The following is a 15,488-nucleotide window of genomic DNA, read 5'->3' as shown; positions in this document are numbered from 1 at the left end:
TGGATCGAGACCCAATTAAATGATCGACCCCGCAAAAGTTTGGGCTATCTAAGTCCGGCTGAGTTCGTCAAGAATGAGCTTTATGCACTGCAAATGTGAATGTGCGTGATTAATTCTTAACAGTGGGCAAATAGGAATAGAGCAAATACAGTTATTAAGAAGCCAGGGAAAACCCAAATTAGACTTCCTATGATAACACCTACGGTTATACGGATTCGATTTCGTGACTCCTCTACAAGCCTACAGTACCAGATGCACTCCAAAAGAGAAATTACTAATAGGGTGTAATTGAAAAATTTCAAATCCAAAGGACCTGCTTGGACTGGACGACCAAAGGAGAAGTTGAGCAGGCTGAGAATACAGACAATGAAGAGTGCATTCAATGTAAAGAAGGGTAAATAAACCTTTCTCAAATAAGGTGCTGCCACTAAAAGTAGTGGTAGGCCTTTGATTAGGAAAGTAATTAGAACAACAACAACAATTTGAATGGCCCAACGGCGAAGCCGAAATGAGTAGTCTTCTTGAACAGACAGACCAGTTTTGGTAAGCTGAATTGAGTAGGCTGCACACCGATCATCGTAGTTTAAAGTAGGGGTTTGATAGTATCGTTGATCCGTTTGGATAATAAGCCGTTGATAGGGTTTGAGCGATCTATGCTGACTTTGAATGACCAGCAAGCCATCTTGAAAGCCTGAAGCAGTGTTCACCGTGTCTGTCTGTGAGAAAGCGCCATCATCCGATTCGACTTGAACAAACGCGATAATCCGTTGACCAGTCTGGTTGGTGATGGTGTATCGAACACTTGGATTAGGTACCGTTGTACAAAGTGCATTCGACAGGGATAGCACTATTAACCATGCCGATAATAAAACCCATCTCAAACCCCGTTTTTTCAATATCTTATGTTTACAGAAGTTGTATAATCATCTATATGTTAGAAAGCGCTGAAGCGACCGCAGCCGGTCGCAAAGCCAGAGCGAGACTGTAATATATAACGCAAGTAAGGGTTTGGCACGAAATGGCCAATAAATGCTTTGTTGAAAATAGCGACTTTCTTAAGAAAATACTGCTTTTTGCATGTAGTTTTTTAAAGATTGATCCCGCGTTATTTATTGTTTTAGTACAAAAAATAGTTCAATCCTTTTCGTCCATGAAATCGCTATCGAATTTGAACGACCCTTATCCTTAACTACCTATTCAAGGCTGTGGAAAGCCGAGCCGCTTAACAACACTGCTAAGCGGCTCGGCTAATCCTGCCACTAAGTGGCAAGGCTTGATATAACCCGTTCATCCCTCCGCTTAACTTGCTTTGGGTTTACGGCCACGGGGCTTGCCCGAGTATGCCGCTTTAGGAGTTACTCCATCTTGACTTAATTGAAGCGCATAGGCTTGGCTGCCTTCATACTCAATTAACTCAATTCGGAAGACGTATTTATGGGCCGAAAAATCCACCCCGCTTTTCTTGAGAATAAAAGGCAAGGACAGCGTATAGCTTTTGGCCGCTTTTTCTAATTGAAAACTATCTCCTTGGCCATCAACTGCCGGAACTAGATAAAGCGTTTTAGCTTTACGCTTCCCCTCTTCTATACCGACTTTGAAGCGGGTGTTGCCCCCATCCAGGCCCAAACCGGCAACCGTTTTAGCCGGAAACACTAATTTTCCTGAACCCGAGATGTAGCCCGTCAGGATTATCGCCTTGAGCTTAGCGCCCTTTCCTTTCTTTTGGGTGGGTGCGTTATTTTCCTGAGGAGAGAAAAAACGAATTTCAATGGCTTTCATTTGTAGCAGGTTAATCGATTAAACAAGCCCCAAACTTACTTAAAAAGTACGTTATCTTAGAATTGACTCTCCTGCTTAAGGAGTCCGGCGCTACTGAAGTGGTTCAAGTACACCTACTGGTTGGCAATCGGCTGACCAAGACCCTTAGACGGATGGCTTAGCGGGTGCAAAATCTCTCAAACAACAAATCTACGCCATATCTGTTTTTTCTCCTTGTTAGAGTATCTCAGCCAAGCTTTGATCGCGATGGCAAATAGACTCGCTTTTTCTTTTTACAAATCATTGCCGCATGTAGTACGTTTATAATATTCATCCGGTTGAGCTTCGTTCTGACCATGAAACGACCTGCTGCCCCCTCTCCTCAGCATGAATTGTATTACCGTTTTAGCACGAAGCGCCAGGGTGTCAAGGTAATGATAGCTGACATTGTTAGGGTACATCAGCAATAGACATAGTGTAAGTGCTTTTAAACAAGAGTTATACGAAAATATATGTTGTTGATAATGGTTCGGTACGAAAAGGCAAAACAACCCCATTATATTGAATTAGTATTAGTTTATTTAGTATGGTAGTTTGGATTATATCATGGTGTCCTGTCAGAACCAAACTGTCGCAAATTATAAATAAAACTTAGCAGCACATATCGCTTTAAAACCTGACTCTGACTATCCTCTATGGACGTATCAGTGACGATGCGTATTAGGCTCTGGTTCTGATTCAACAAATCGAAGACTTGAAGCCGTAACTCGCCCGGTTGCCGTTTAAAGAAAGTTCGGCTTACGTAGCCATTCCAACTAACAAACGGCTTGTTGAAACCGGCTGAGCGGCCGGTCATCGTCGTGTAGGTTAGATCGGTGGCCAGTTTGAAGCCCATCGGCAAGGGGCAGTAAAGTTGCGTACTGAGCAGGGTTGTGTACGACTGATTGACTAACTGAGTTTGCAACGAATAAAAAGCCCGCTGGTAGTTGACCGTTCCCGACAAACCGATCTCGACGGTGTTGGCCAGCGTTGCGTTTAGACTAACGACCTGACCGGCCAGCCACGTTAGGGAACGATTCGTTTGGGCGTTGATAAAACTCACTCCCCGCGTCAGGTTGAGGTTGGTGGTTAGGTTGAGCGTACTCCCGAAATGACCCACCCGCAGGGGCCTCCCGACCGAGACCGTGCCGCTGGCCGTCGTATAGCCATTTGCGTTCACGGGTCGGATTGTTTGCACACCAGCAGCATCAATGGTCGTTGCAGTGACGATCCGGTGGTTGGTCATGCCGACGGACAGCAGGGCAAACACGGTGCGGTAGGTGGTGGTTTGAAAGCGGTTGTAGTTGACCGATAGCGCGTGCGTAAACTCCGGCCGCAGGGCCGGGTTGCCTGCCCGGATAAACAGGGGATTCGTTACGTCGGCGACCGGCTGAAGCTGCGTTACCGAGGGAGCCGCGATGCGGGTTTGGTACTGAAGCTGTAGATATTGATTGGGAGCCAACTGTGGACGAAACATAAAGTTTGGCAGCAGATTGACATACTGCCGGTTCAGCGGACGCTCGCCGGTCTGGTAGGCCGAGCGCAGGTTGGCCTGTTGAAGATCGAGACCTGCCGTGTAACTGTAGTGAGGGCGGCGTACCTGCCAGCCGGTGCCAAGCCGGTGAGTGACAAACACACTTTGGTACTGACTGCTCAATTGGGCGTTAGACTGCGCAAGGCCGGTGGTTTCGTCAACGTCCCAAACCGTGCGCTCCGAAACGCCCCGATTCGTGAACAGGTTGTAGCGAAACTCGAGGGTTTGCCGGGCCCCCAACGGTTCGGTAAAGGACAGCGTCAGATCGTTATTAATGGAGCGGGTGCGCTGGGCGTTGCGCTGATTAGTCTGCATGGCGGGCAGGCTATCTTGACCGGACGGCTGCTCGTAATAGGTGTTGTGTGCCCGGTTGACGCCCTGGCTGGCCAACCGATTGATGGCCGTGTTGAGGTTAAGGGAAAACGTTCGGCCTGTCCGGTGGAACCGGTGCATCCAGAGCAGCGTGTTATTGACCGTCAGGTTGGTTCCCGCTCCGCGGTTATCGGTCAGGCTCTGGTTCAACGGCGTCGATTGATCGGTAAACGTCCGGCTCGTTTGCCCGGATGCGTTGCTATTGGTGTAGGTGGAGAGGTTAGGACTCAACCGAAACACATTCATTGAATCTGCCTGATAGGTAAGCTGAAGGTTTACACTGTGGTTTGCCGAGCGCGTCGTACTGCGGTTGGCATTGTCGCTGACGAGGACCGCCAGGGAACTGTCCGTACCGGGTTGGGAGGCGTTGCCAGGGAGCAGGGTCTGGCGTCGATGGAGTTGTTCGGCCTGAGTAACGGCATCCGCAAAGAGGTAGCTGGCTGCCATTTCGGTGCGTTTTCCCCAGCGGTCGGCGTAGTGGAGACCGGCCCCGGTGGCGCGGGTAATGCCCCCGGTCTGCCCCGGTCCACTATTCGCCCCCGCTCCCAATCCAGTGCCGTAAGCGGGCAGGCCGTAGCCAGGCTGATTGATGTTGTTGGTCTGGCCCAGCAGCGAAACCTGTTTTTGCTCCCGAAACCGGTTGATGCCCCCGCCCGCCTGGTAGCGACTGTCGGTGCCGTAGCCGACGACCTGCTGCCCAAACTGACCCCGGCGACCTTCGGGTTTGGTGATGATGTTGATGGTTCGAACGCGCCCGCCGTCGTCCATCCCCGAAAACGCCGACTGGTCCGAGCGTTTATCGTACACCTGAATTTTGTCGATCAGGTGGGCCGGCAGATTGCGGGTGGCCATTTTGGGGTCACTCCCAAAAAACGGCTTGCCGTTGACGAATACCTGCTGGACGATTTTGCCCTGCGCCCGCACCGAACCGTCGCCCGCTATCTCCATGCCGGGTAGTTTACGGAGCAGGTCTTCGACTAACGCATCGGGCCGGGTAGCGAAGGCTCCGGCGTCGAACTCCAGCGTGTCCTGGCTAACCCGCACCGGGGCGCGACGCTGCACGGTGACCTCTCCCAACCGCACGGTTCGGGGCCGCAGAATCAGTGTTCCTACATGAAGCGGCTGGCTCTCCGCTGAAACAACGACCGACTGCCTGAGTAAGTGATAGCCCACGTAGCTTACAACCAATCGGTAGGTGCCTTTGGGAAGGTTGCGAAAGATAAACCGACCGTGCGCGTCCGATGATTGGAAGTTAAGCAGTGATGAGTCAACCGCTGAGCGTAGTGAAACGGTGGCCTGGGGTAGGGGATAACGGGTTGCGGAATCAATCACTGCCCCCTGAATGGTAAAATCAGCTTTCGGTTGTGCATCGGCACACCAAGTCGACAACAGTAGTAGCAGAACACCGTAACCGATACGCATGGCATGTTCCGTTAGTGATTATTCCTGCTTTCCCAAGCGATCTTATCAATCCTGCCAGCCTTGTGGTTTAAAGGGTGTTCGACTGTCGCTGGGTACACAGATAGCCGTCGGTGGACGGGGTGGACTGCTTTGAAGATATACCTGGGGTTGTTGCGGTGGCTGGGGTTCAGGTATGGGTAAACGAAAATTAAGTGCGTAAAATAGCTCATCAGCGGCCGACTGGGGTAGATTTTCCCGGTCAGTGGCTCCAAACGGAATACCGTAGGCATCTTTCCGGTCGAGCCAGTAGCGCAGTGTGGCAATGGATGATGCAGAGAAATAACCAACGACCGCTTCATTCGGGTCTGCTACGTTACGAATGTTACCAATAAGGGCCGTTGGGGGTGTATCGGCCAGCCCACCCGTGTTTTGGGTCTGCTGCTGAAACAGCGTAAAGTACCGATACGCATCCGCTGTGAGCGAACTTTGCCGGATTTCAACTAAGCCAGGGCCATGTGTGTAATAGGGAATATGGGCCACTGTACGCCCGGTTATCAGGCCGCCATTCGTGTACTGATCGTCGAAGAGATTAAGGCTGTAGCCATAAATAATTTCCCAGCACTGAGTGCGGCATAGATAATCATACGTGTAGGCAGGCAGCGGGGATTTGTTCGAGGGTTGCGGTGGCTCCAACTCCTTGTAACAGTCTTCCAGTAATTTGGTGTTGCCGGATCGATAGAAGTAATAATTACCTGTAGGAAGGGGGGCGCTCATTAATTCAGCCGTGACGTTATACACCGAATAAATGCCCTGATAACACGTTCGGCACCACTCCTGCTTTTGCCAGAGTTTCCAATCCCAGCGATAAAAATTGTGAGCTTCTTTGGGGTCGCTCAAATCAATAAACAGGTCGTGACCAGCCGTATAGTAGCCATTTAACGGCGGATAAATACTTTTTGGATTAAACCGCGAAGCAACTTTATCAATAGACGGTACTGGCTGTATTATCTGATGATTTGATGCGTATCGGGTTCCGTCGGTCAGTGTAAAGCGCAGTTGATAAGCATGGCCCACCCGCCCTTTAAAATCATTCGGCAACTGATAGTTGCCGTCCACCGTTTCGTGGCAGGTCGCTATTTCTGATGAATCAATAACAACCTCAACTTTAGCTCCTGTAATAGGTGTGGTACCAAAGCGGCTAGTGAGCGGGTCGGCTTTGGAGCGATTAAGACGGATGATTTGTGGTTCAGCCAAATTATTTACCAGACCGTCCACCACAATAATATCAACCGTAGCCTTCGAGGAAGTTTCGATGGAGTCTACGCAAGAGACCAAGAGTAAAATATATAAATAGAAAATCACTTGTACAACACTCGAACGCATAGATAGACGACGATCAAATCTCCTGAACAATCTATAGCTTTACCTTAACTGGTAAGCACAGGCTTGCCTAAGATAGATTATAAGTGACTGACTTGTAATTAAAGGTACTTACAGTGCAAAATGCCGTGCTTTTCGGTATTAGGCATTGTAAGTACCTTTAAATGCAGCTTCTCAATAATAAATATACCACGAATCAGCCGAACCACCATTGTTGACATTAGTGACGGTATCCACATACACAGTGTAAGTTCCTGCACTTAGACTACCGTAGTAGGTATTAGGGCGACTTGCAGTTATTTGAATAGATTGTCCCCAAGGACCTGGATAATTGGCATCTCCTGCCCAATTTTCGGAATACACTGTGTTTCCATTAACATCTTTAATCGTAATCCTGTTTGGAACGCTAGCCACGTACCAAGTAAATGATATCCCAGAATTTAACGTGAGGGTGTTAGTGTATGTGTGAAAACCGTGACCATTATAAGTCCCTGATAGTGTAGTTTTAGGTGCCACACTTGTGCTGACACCTGCTAGCCAGTTCCTGATCCGTGAATCATCTACAAGTTTTGTCTTGCCTGTCGCAGCACTGCCTACCCGACCAGTCGGGTTCACGTTGTTACCCGGACCGGGTAAGTTGGGCGATACCCACAGTAGGGCTACCGCCAGAGCGATGAGTGAAATTGAATAGATTTTCATGATATACGTTAGTTTAATTAGTATAAAGTTAACTGGAAGAAATTGTCTTTGTCAAGTGTTCAATGTTAAGTTTTTAATTATTTCTTTAATTTATATAACTTATTTGTAATCTTAATTATCAAGTTACATACAAGTGGCTAACAAGAGAGAATAGACTTATTAGCTGGAAAGATTGTACTTTATAATAAATGACCCTTTTGATATTTAGCCACTGTATGAATGGCAGTTGTTCTATTTTTACAAATGTGAACCATGCTGCTTTCGTATCCCGTCTGCCTTACATCATCACTCGTTACTATTCAATCCTGGTTATGAACCGATTGCTGTCCCTTGCGCTGTTTCTGTCGTTGCTCGTTTTTCCCTCATTCGCCCAAATTACCTACACGCTTTCCGGCGTCGTGCGAGATTCCGCCACCAACCAGCCGCTCAGCCGGGCCGCCGTTGTGCTCAACTACGAAAAGGCCACCACCGGTACCTACACCGATGCCAACGGGGCTTTCTCGATTACGCTACAGTCCGGTCCGAACGTCGTCGTGGTGCGTCACGTGGGCTACCTGACCTTCCGCCAAACGATCCGCATCCGGGGCAATACCACCCTCAACGTGCGGTTGCCCAGCGTAGCGAGTCAGTTGGAAGAAGTCATCGTGACCAGCAAGGGCTACGACCGCAACGTTCGTCAGCCGCTGTTGGGCGTCAGTCAGATCAACATCGCCACGCTCCGGCGGATGCCCGCGGCCCTGGGTGAAATGGACATTCTGCGCAGCCTGCAAATGCTGCCCGGCGTGACCAGCGTGGGCGAAGCGGCCAACGGGGTCAATATCCGGGGTGGCACCACCGATCAGAACCTGATTCTGCTGGACGACACGCCCATCTTCAACCCGACCCACATGTTCGGGCTGTTTTCGGTGTTTCCGCCCGATGCCGTCAGTGGGCTGGATCTCTACAAGGGCAACGTCCCGGCCCGCTACGGTGGCCGGGCAGCATCCGTGCTCGACATCAGCCTGCGCAACCCCGACCTGAACCGGACGCAGCTCAACGCAGGCATCAGCTTAGTGGCCAACCGGCTGACGGTCGAAACGCCCATCATAAAGGGTAAACTGGCGCTGTTGGTATCGGGTAGGGCAGCGTTCAACGACTTTCTGCTGCGGCTGGTTTCGCCCCGGTTCGACAACATCCGGGCCAAGTTCGGCGATGGCACGGCCAAGCTCTTCTGGCGCGTCAACGGCAACAACACCGTCACGGCGATGGGCTACTACAGCGCCGACCTGTTCCAGACCAACCTGCTGGGTAGTCTGGCCAACATCAACGCCACCGGAACGCAGTATCAGCAGGAAACTGCCAACGGCATGGTCCGCTGGTTTCACGCCTTCACGCCGAAAGTCAACCTCCAGACCACCGCGCTGGTGGCCCGCTACATTCCAAAGATTCTGTCGATTGAAGACAGCACGAATAACAAGGTTGTGCTAAAGCAATCGCTGTTGCAACGGCAGGTTAAATCGAACCTCAACTACCAGTTGGCCAATCAGAAGATTGAAGCGGGCGTCAGTGCCACGCACTACCAGCTCAACCCCGGCGAGTTGATACCCGGTAACAGCTTAGCCGTCAACGCGCAACGCACCCCGCCCGAAAACGCCCTCGAACTGGCCCTGCACGTGGAAGACGAATGGAGCGTGTCCGATCAGTTGGCCGTGTCGGCGGGGCTGCGCTACTCGCATTTTATGAACCTCGGCCCGTCGGTCGTGCGCCAATACGCCAATGGCGAAACCGCCGACGCCACGACGGTGGTGGACTCGGTGCGCTACGGAGCCGGGCAGGTGACGGCGCGATACGGTGGGCTGGAACCCCGGCTGGGATTGCGCTACTCGCTGGGGCCAAATGCATCGGTGAAAGTGGGCTACAACCTGATGCGGCAGTATTTGCAGGTGATTACCAACACGACCACGCCCCTGCCCACGTCCCGCTGGAAAACCGCCGATGCCCATATCCGGCCCCAGATCAGCGAGTTATTGTCGGCGGGGTATTTTCGGAATAGTCCCACCAATATTTACGAGGTGTCGGCCGAGGTGTACTGGCGTCGTACGCAAAACGTGCTCGACTACAAACCGGGGGCCGACTTTCTGTTGCAGCCATATCCCGAAACGCAGTTGCTGTCGGGCCGCAGCCGCGCCTACGGGGTGGAAGTGATGGTGGCCCGCAAAAAAGGTGAACTGACGGGTTGGGTTAACTACACCTACGCCCGGACGCTAAACCAAGTGGACGAAGGGGCGGATTTCCGGGAGCGCATCAACGGGGGAGCCTGGTACGCGGCTAATTACGACCGGCCGCACAGCCTCAACATGAGTCTCAACATCAACCAGACCCGCAACCACAGTTTCTCGTTCAACTTCGCCTACAGCACCGGTCGGCCGTACACCGCCCCGGAGGGGTTCATCCGTTACCAAGGCCGCACGTACCCCTACTACAACGAGCGCAACCAGTACCGGCTGCCCGCCTACCACCGGCTCGACTTTGCCTGGAACATCTACAACCCCAGCATGAAGGCCAGGCGTTGGCAGGGTCACTGGACGTTCACGGTGTATAATCTGTACGGCCGCAAGAATGCGTATTCAATCTTTTACCGCACCGAAGGGCAGGCGACCAACCCCTACCGATTAGCCATATTTGCCGCGCCCATCCCCAGCCTGACGTACAATGTTGAGTTCAAGTAAGGGCCAAACGTGTCAGGTGCTCATCTATAAATCAGTCACGTATGCGTTCGTTTGTTCTGCTTCTGTTTATTTGTGTAGGCGCTTCTCTGGTGCCACTTAGCTGCGTCGATCCGCTTGAGTTGCCGCTACGGGGAAGCAACGATATAATCGTGGTGGATGGCACGATTACCAATCTGGCCGAGCCGCAAATCATCCGGCTCAACCGCTCCAAAGCCGATCCGCTCACGGGCCGTTTTGGCACATTGCCCATCACCAAGGCAACTGTCGAAGTAGTCGTTGATTCGGCGCAAGTGGTTGTAGCGCACGAAACGGTCGATGGCAGTTATCAGTTGCCCAGCGATTTTAAAGGACTGGTAAGCCATGCCTATCAGTTGCGTTTTACACTCAGCGATGGTACCCGGTATACGTCTAATCAGCAGGTTATACCAGCCGTTCCTCCTGTTGGAAAAGTCTACGCACAGTTTAACCCGAAAAGCCTGTCGGAGCCACTGTCCGGGTTCTACACGGCTGGTCATGACGTACTTATCGACACGAAAGATCCGGCCGATCAACATAACTACTACCGCTGGGACTGGACACTCTACGAGAAGCAGAAATGGTGCCGAACGTGTAATCAGGGGGTTTATTCGGTGAATAACATTCTGCCCCATACCTACATAAGTTCGTATTATTTCGTATCGGGAAATGACTCGTACGAAAACTGCTTCACTCCGTTGCCCGGTAAGCGCGACTATGACGCACCGCATGTGCCCGCTGGAGACTGGTACTATGATTACAACTGCCGGACGCAGTGCTGGGAGATTCTGCATAACTACGCGGTAAATCTCTTCGATGATTTGTACAGCAATGGCGGGCTGATTTTAAAGCGGAAAGTAGCCGAGATTCCCTTTTATCAGCGCAGTGCCTGTCTGGTCGATATTCGGCAATCGTCCCTGACCAAAGACGCCTATCGGTATTACCAACTTTTTCAGCAGCAGACCCAAAACACGGGTGGGCTGGCTGATACGCCCCCAACGGCCTTAGCGGGTAATGTTCGCAACGTCTCTGCCGATGGGCAACCGGCCGTGGGCTATTTCACGGCGTCGTCGGTGTCGCTTATTCACCAGTGGCTGGACCGTAAAGACACAGAGGGTATCCCGTTCGGCGCTACTGACCCAAATGGCCCACACGAAAACGAAGGCGAGGATTTGTTTTATGCGCTCAACCTGCGCCGACCTTACCCCGAGCCATCACCGCCTTACACGGGTGAACGGGAAGAACCCAAAATTAGACTATGGCCCAACGCGCAACGACCACCCACCGCCATCTGCGTACCCGGCGACAGCCGAACGCCGTTCAAACCCGCAGGCTGGCCGGATTGAACCGTTCACAAACCGATCTGACTATGACGAGCCTTTTTCCGGTTATGCGTTTGCTACGGTTGCTAGCGGCCTGCTTACCTGTAGCGCTGCTGTCCCTCGCCTGCGTGGACCCGGCAGAAACGGCTTTCAATGCCACCGTTAACGTAGTGGTGGTCGACGGCACGATTACGAACGTGTCCGGAGCTCAAACCATTCAGCTCAACCGTTCTCAGGCTGACCCATTCACGGGTCGCTTTAGTACCACGCCATTAGGCAGAGCCCAGGTTGAGATCGTCGTTGACTCCGTAAGGGTCGTCCTGTTTGGGGAAACGGGCGTGGGACGTTATGAAGCACCGGCCGGGTTCGTGGGGCAGGTGGGCCACGCTTACCAACTGCGGTTTACGCTGCCCGGTGGCGCCCGCTACGAGTCAGATCAGCAACTAATGCAGCCCGTGCCACCCATTGCCCGCCTACAGGCCCGGTTCAATCCCAACAGCCTTTCGCCCGCGCAACAGTTACAGGGAAGCTACGCAGCCGCTCACGATTTTTACGTCGATATCAATGACCCCGCTGACCAGCGTAATTATTACCGCTGGGAATGGATCGACTGGGAACGGCAGGAGTGGTGCCGAACCTGCAACGGCGGCTTATACTTCGTTAACGACGCGACGGGGAATTTGCTGGAGAATTGCGTGGCTATTAATTCAGGGGGTCCGCTCACCTATGATTACAACTGCCGGACAACCTGCTGGGAAATTGTGAACGGCAATGATCTATCAGTCTTCTCCGATCAGAACACGAACGGTAGTCGGATTGCCGGTCGCCGGGTCGCCCAGGTTCCGCTGTACAGCAAGGAGCGTTGCCTAATTGAAATTCGGCAGAACTCGCTGACTCCGGCGGCTTATTCGTACTTCAAAACGCTAGGCGATCAGACCCAACGCACGGGAGGCATAGCCGATACGCCCCCGGCGGCTCCCATCGGGAACGTGGGGAACCGAGCCAACCCCGCCGAGGCCGTAGCCGGCTATTTTACCGCTTCGGCCGTAACCAGCCAACGCTACTGGTTAACCCGAAGCGATGCGGTCGGCTTTGCCCCTGGCCTGTTTCAGGGACTCAATGGCGGACGTAATCCCGTAAACGAACAAAGCCTGGTGCGCGACCGCCCACCGTTGGCCGTCTGCGTACCCAGCGACACCCGAACGCCCGTAAAGCCGGAAGGATGGCGGGAATAGTGATAGAAATGATTTTACTGACTTAGTTACTGTCTATGCGCCTGCTTGCCATCTGGATTTTCCTGTTTACGATACTGTTGCTGCCACTTAGCTGCGTCGAGCCGCTTGATCAAACGTTGCGGGGCACAGTCAACGTGATTGTTGTCGATGGCACAATTACTAATCTGGCCGAACCGCAAATCATCCGCCTCAACCGCTCCAGAGCCGACTCGTTGACGGGTCGTTTTGGCACACTGCCCATCACCAAAGCCAACGTCGACGTGGTCGTGGATTCGGCAGAGGTAGTTGCTTACCACGAGACGGTAGACGGCAGCTATCAGTTGCCCAGCGATTTCAAAGGGCAGATAGGCCACGCTTATCAACTCCGATTTACACTGCCTGACGGTACTCGCTATGTGTCCAGCCAGCAGATAATGACACCTGTGCCACCCATTACCCGAATCTCAGCCCGGTTTAATCCCTTCAGCCTGCTACAGCCTTTGTTAAGTTATTATCCAGCCGGTCACGACGTGTTTATTGACACCCAGGACCCCGCCGATCAGCACAATTACTACCGCTGGGAGTGGAAACTCTGGGAGCAACAGAATTGGTGCCGGACGTGCGTCAATGGAGTCTACGCGGTAAACAAGGTAACTATACCATCCGTCGGTACTTATCTATCAGGTAATCAACCCTTCGAGGATTGCTTCAAGCCGCCGTATGACACGAATACACAAGCATTGCCCGACTTCAAATTCGACTACCCATGCCGAACGCAGTGCTGGGAGTTACTCTATAGTAAAGACATCAACCTTTTCGATGATGTTTATACGAATGGCGGACTAGTGTTAAACCGGCCTGTGGGGCACATTCCATTTTATCAAGCCAGTCCTTGCCTGGTCGAAATCAGGCAGTTCAGTTTAACCAAGGATGCTTACCGCTATTTCAAGCTGTTCATGGATCAGACCCAGAATGCAGGTGGCTTGGCTGATACGCCCCCAACCGTGTTGGTGGGCAACGTCCATAACCAGGCAAACAAGCTCGAAAACGTGGTAGGCTACTTCACGGCGTCGGCCGTGACGACGAAACGGATTTTTCTGGATCGTAGTGATACACAAGGTAGCCCTCCCGGTTTATTCCGCAGTTTGAATGATCGTGACCCCATACAAGAAGGGAGAGATGGTTTCATCGGGATCAATATCGTTGGCGGCCCCGTCCGTCCACCGACGGCTCTTTGCGGCCCAATCGACCAACGAACGCCATTCAAGCCGGAAGGATGGCGTGATTAATTTTTCTGTTGTATAAGTAGACATTATGTTAAGAAACGGGTCTTACGTAGACACCCTCTTATTTCAATGTAAGCGAATTCACTTAATCTCCTTCCAAGCGTGTCCCCAAGCTCTGAGCGAAACGTAGTAAGTAGCCGTCTGGATCTTGAATGACAAACTGACGATTACCTACGTAGCTATTTATGGCCCGATACCATTTGTCTTCAAGAGGCCAGAATATGGGAATATCTGCCGCTTTTACTAGCGCGTATAGCTCATCAACATGCTTACTTGTAATCTGTAAATTGATACCCCGACCAAAAGGTCGTTCTAAGGGGGCAGGTAGCCAAGTCCGCTCACTACCGTCGTGGATTATCTCGAGCATCAATCTAGCGCCCTCTCGTGCGATGAGTGCAAACCCGTCCTCTGGACGCTGGTATTCAATAGCAAAGCCCAGAATATCGCAATAGAACAGCAAACTTGTCCGCAAATCAGTACAATATAGTTCAGCAACAAGCGGATGATGAGTATGTGTAAGCATCAAACCAAGATTACGAATTCAACTAAGTACTTCATTTTTACCAATTGTGATAACGGTCATACTATTCCCTATATCAGAGCAGCGATTACTGGGCGTTCAGGGTCGTACGATTCCTGCCGGCAGCTACCCTGTCATTCATAATGCCCGCAATAACACCTTCAGCGCAATCGTTGCCGTGCGATAAACGGGCGTGTGGGACAGACAAAGGCCACCACCGGGCAACACTTGACAAAGCATATCTATTTCTTGCTGCTAAGGGCACAAAAAACAGACCAACACTGTCAGTCTGCTTTCCGCCTCACCGCAACGGCCGGTATCGCCCCGGCGCACCGGCCGGAGCGGGACCGTGGGCGGCCCCGGACCCTCTCAAACGGTACGTAAAAAAGCCGCTCCAAAATAGGAGCGGCTTTTAACGTTACACCATTCACTTTGTACAATTCACTGCCTATTTGGATTCTTGAGGTGGTAACGTTTTGTCGCTTGTTTTGTCTTTCTGGGGACCGTCCCAAGGGCACAAAAAAGAACAATCTCAAGCCCAAACCGTTTCAGCAGTACGCATTTGCTCAACGTTATGAACCGTCTTTACCGGAAGCATGCTCCTACAAGGGCATGCCTCTGTTTTTAGGGGGAGTGTCTCAGTTTGAATGTAGTCAGGCATGACCGATCAAAGTAAGCTTTGGATTTGTGATGCCCCATCAGCAATGCCAGGAAGCCAAGTTAGTTTATGACACAAACACGGGACGGTCAGCTTTTCAAAACATCTGCTCAACAAAGTGAGGGCTTAGACAGTACAAACGTGGGCGATCCACCAATAAATTATTTACCGTTGGTACACAACTAAAAGGGTTTATTAACCGGAGCTAATTAGTATTGCGAGCTATCTCAATCTTCGTAATAATAAAGCTTCAGTTATGAATAAACTTGTTACTACTCAGGCGCTCGGTTGGTTAATCGGGTTGCTCCTGCTCTTCTCTCGGAACCTACAGGCGGAGGTCAACCCGGGCCGAATCGCTTACCGCTATCCGGTTCAGTCCACCGAATCCATCAATGTATCGACTCTGGCCATTGATCCCGTCCCCATCAGTCTGACGGCCACGGCCGGGACGCCCTTCACCTATGTTGTGCCCCTGTTGCTGCCCATCCCCAACGCGGCTTACACGGCGACGGGTCTGCCGGCCAACGGCTTGAGTCTGGGGTATAATCCAGCTACGTCCTCGGGGCGCATCGAGGGTACCCC

At 51.8% G+C, this 15,488-nt stretch carries 9 protein-coding genes and 1 pseudogene; 5 read left to right on the top strand and 5 right to left on the bottom strand.

Annotated features, from left to right (window positions below):
- Positions 1-1,299: 1,299 nt before the first annotated feature.
- From ACYVHB_RS32130 to ACYVHB_RS32115, 4 genes are all read right to left on the bottom strand, one after another.
- Positions 1,300-1,779 carry a hypothetical protein gene (locus ACYVHB_RS32130; RefSeq protein WP_461056143.1) on the bottom strand — a complete coding sequence of 160 codons (480 nt, stop codon included), beginning with the start codon at positions 1,777-1,779 and terminating at the stop codon, positions 1,300-1,302.
- Positions 1,780-2,362: 583 nt separating this feature from the next.
- On the bottom strand, positions 2,363-5,125 hold the full coding sequence (locus ACYVHB_RS32125) for an outer membrane beta-barrel protein (protein ID WP_461056142.1): 2,763 nt from the start codon (positions 5,123-5,125) through the stop codon (positions 2,363-2,365).
- 45 nt (positions 5,126-5,170) lie between these two features.
- On the bottom strand, positions 5,171-6,439 hold the full coding sequence (locus tag ACYVHB_RS32120; RefSeq protein WP_461056141.1) for a DUF4249 domain-containing protein: 1,269 nt from the start codon (positions 6,437-6,439) through the stop codon (positions 5,171-5,173).
- Between the two features lie 219 nt (positions 6,440-6,658).
- Positions 6,659-7,183, bottom strand: a complete 525-nt coding sequence (locus ACYVHB_RS32115) for a hypothetical protein (protein WP_461056140.1) — start codon at positions 7,181-7,183, stop codon at positions 6,659-6,661.
- A 311-nt stretch (positions 7,184-7,494) separates the two neighbouring features.
- Between ACYVHB_RS32115 and ACYVHB_RS32110 the strand changes: the two genes are divergently transcribed.
- Genes ACYVHB_RS32110 through ACYVHB_RS32095 form a run of 4 tightly spaced genes read left to right on the top strand, consistent with a single transcriptional unit; the run spans position 7,495 to position 13,731 of the window.
- Entirely contained in the window at positions 7,495-9,891 is a 2,397-nt protein-coding gene (locus tag ACYVHB_RS32110; RefSeq protein WP_461056139.1) for a TonB-dependent receptor, read from the top strand.
- Between the two features lie 41 nt (positions 9,892-9,932).
- Positions 9,933-11,252 (top strand): DUF4249 domain-containing protein, encoded by a 1,320-nt coding sequence (locus ACYVHB_RS32105; RefSeq protein WP_461056138.1) that lies wholly within the window; start codon positions 9,933-9,935, stop codon positions 11,250-11,252.
- A complete protein-coding gene (locus ACYVHB_RS32100; RefSeq protein ID WP_461056137.1) occupies positions 11,165-12,463 on the top strand; it encodes a DUF4249 domain-containing protein in 1,299 nt (432 codons plus the stop codon). Before ACYVHB_RS32105 ends, ACYVHB_RS32100 begins: the two co-directional genes overlap by 88 nt.
- 35 nt (positions 12,464-12,498) lie before the next feature.
- Positions 12,499-13,731, top strand: coding sequence for a DUF4249 domain-containing protein (locus ACYVHB_RS32095; RefSeq protein ID WP_461056136.1), 1,233 nt, complete (start codon positions 12,499-12,501; stop codon positions 13,729-13,731).
- An 82-nt stretch (positions 13,732-13,813) separates the two neighbouring features.
- Here ACYVHB_RS32095 and ACYVHB_RS32090 read toward each other — a convergent pair whose 3' ends face one another.
- Positions 13,814-14,251 (bottom strand): bleomycin resistance protein, encoded by a 438-nt coding sequence (locus tag ACYVHB_RS32090; RefSeq protein ID WP_461056135.1) that lies wholly within the window; start codon positions 14,249-14,251, stop codon positions 13,814-13,816.
- A 911-nt stretch (positions 14,252-15,162) separates the two neighbouring features.
- On the opposite strand from ACYVHB_RS32090, the pseudogene ACYVHB_RS32085 reads away from it, so the two are divergent.
- Positions 15,163-15,488: pseudogene (locus ACYVHB_RS32085) on the top strand (T9SS type A sorting domain-containing protein); the annotation flags it as partial.

The organism is Spirosoma arcticum, from assembly GCF_054779955.1.
This window is presented reverse-complemented; position numbering and strand designations above follow the sequence as displayed.

Bases quoted from the DNA above. Each gene is read 5' to 3' on its own strand.
- ACYVHB_RS32130 (WP_461056143.1), bottom strand. From the start codon at position 1,779: ATGAAAGCCATTGAAATTCGTTTTTTCTCTCCTCAGGAAAATAACGCA.
- ACYVHB_RS32125 (WP_461056142.1), bottom strand. From the start codon at position 5,125: ATGCGTATCGGTTACGGTGTTCTGCTACTACTGTTGTCGACTTGGTGT.
- ACYVHB_RS32115 (WP_461056140.1), bottom strand. From the start codon at position 7,183: ATGAAAATCTATTCAATTTCACTCATCGCTCTGGCGGTAGCCCTACTG.
- ACYVHB_RS32110 (WP_461056139.1), top strand. From the start codon at position 7,495: ATGAACCGATTGCTGTCCCTTGCGCTGTTTCTGTCGTTGCTCGTTTTT.
- ACYVHB_RS32105 (WP_461056138.1), top strand. From the start codon at position 9,933: ATGCGTTCGTTTGTTCTGCTTCTGTTTATTTGTGTAGGCGCTTCTCTG.
- ACYVHB_RS32100 (WP_461056137.1), top strand. From the start codon at position 11,165: ATGGCCCAACGCGCAACGACCACCCACCGCCATCTGCGTACCCGGCGA.
- ACYVHB_RS32095 (WP_461056136.1), top strand. From the start codon at position 12,499: ATGCGCCTGCTTGCCATCTGGATTTTCCTGTTTACGATACTGTTGCTG.
- ACYVHB_RS32090 (WP_461056135.1), bottom strand. From the start codon at position 14,251: ATGCTTACACATACTCATCATCCGCTTGTTGCTGAACTATATTGTACT.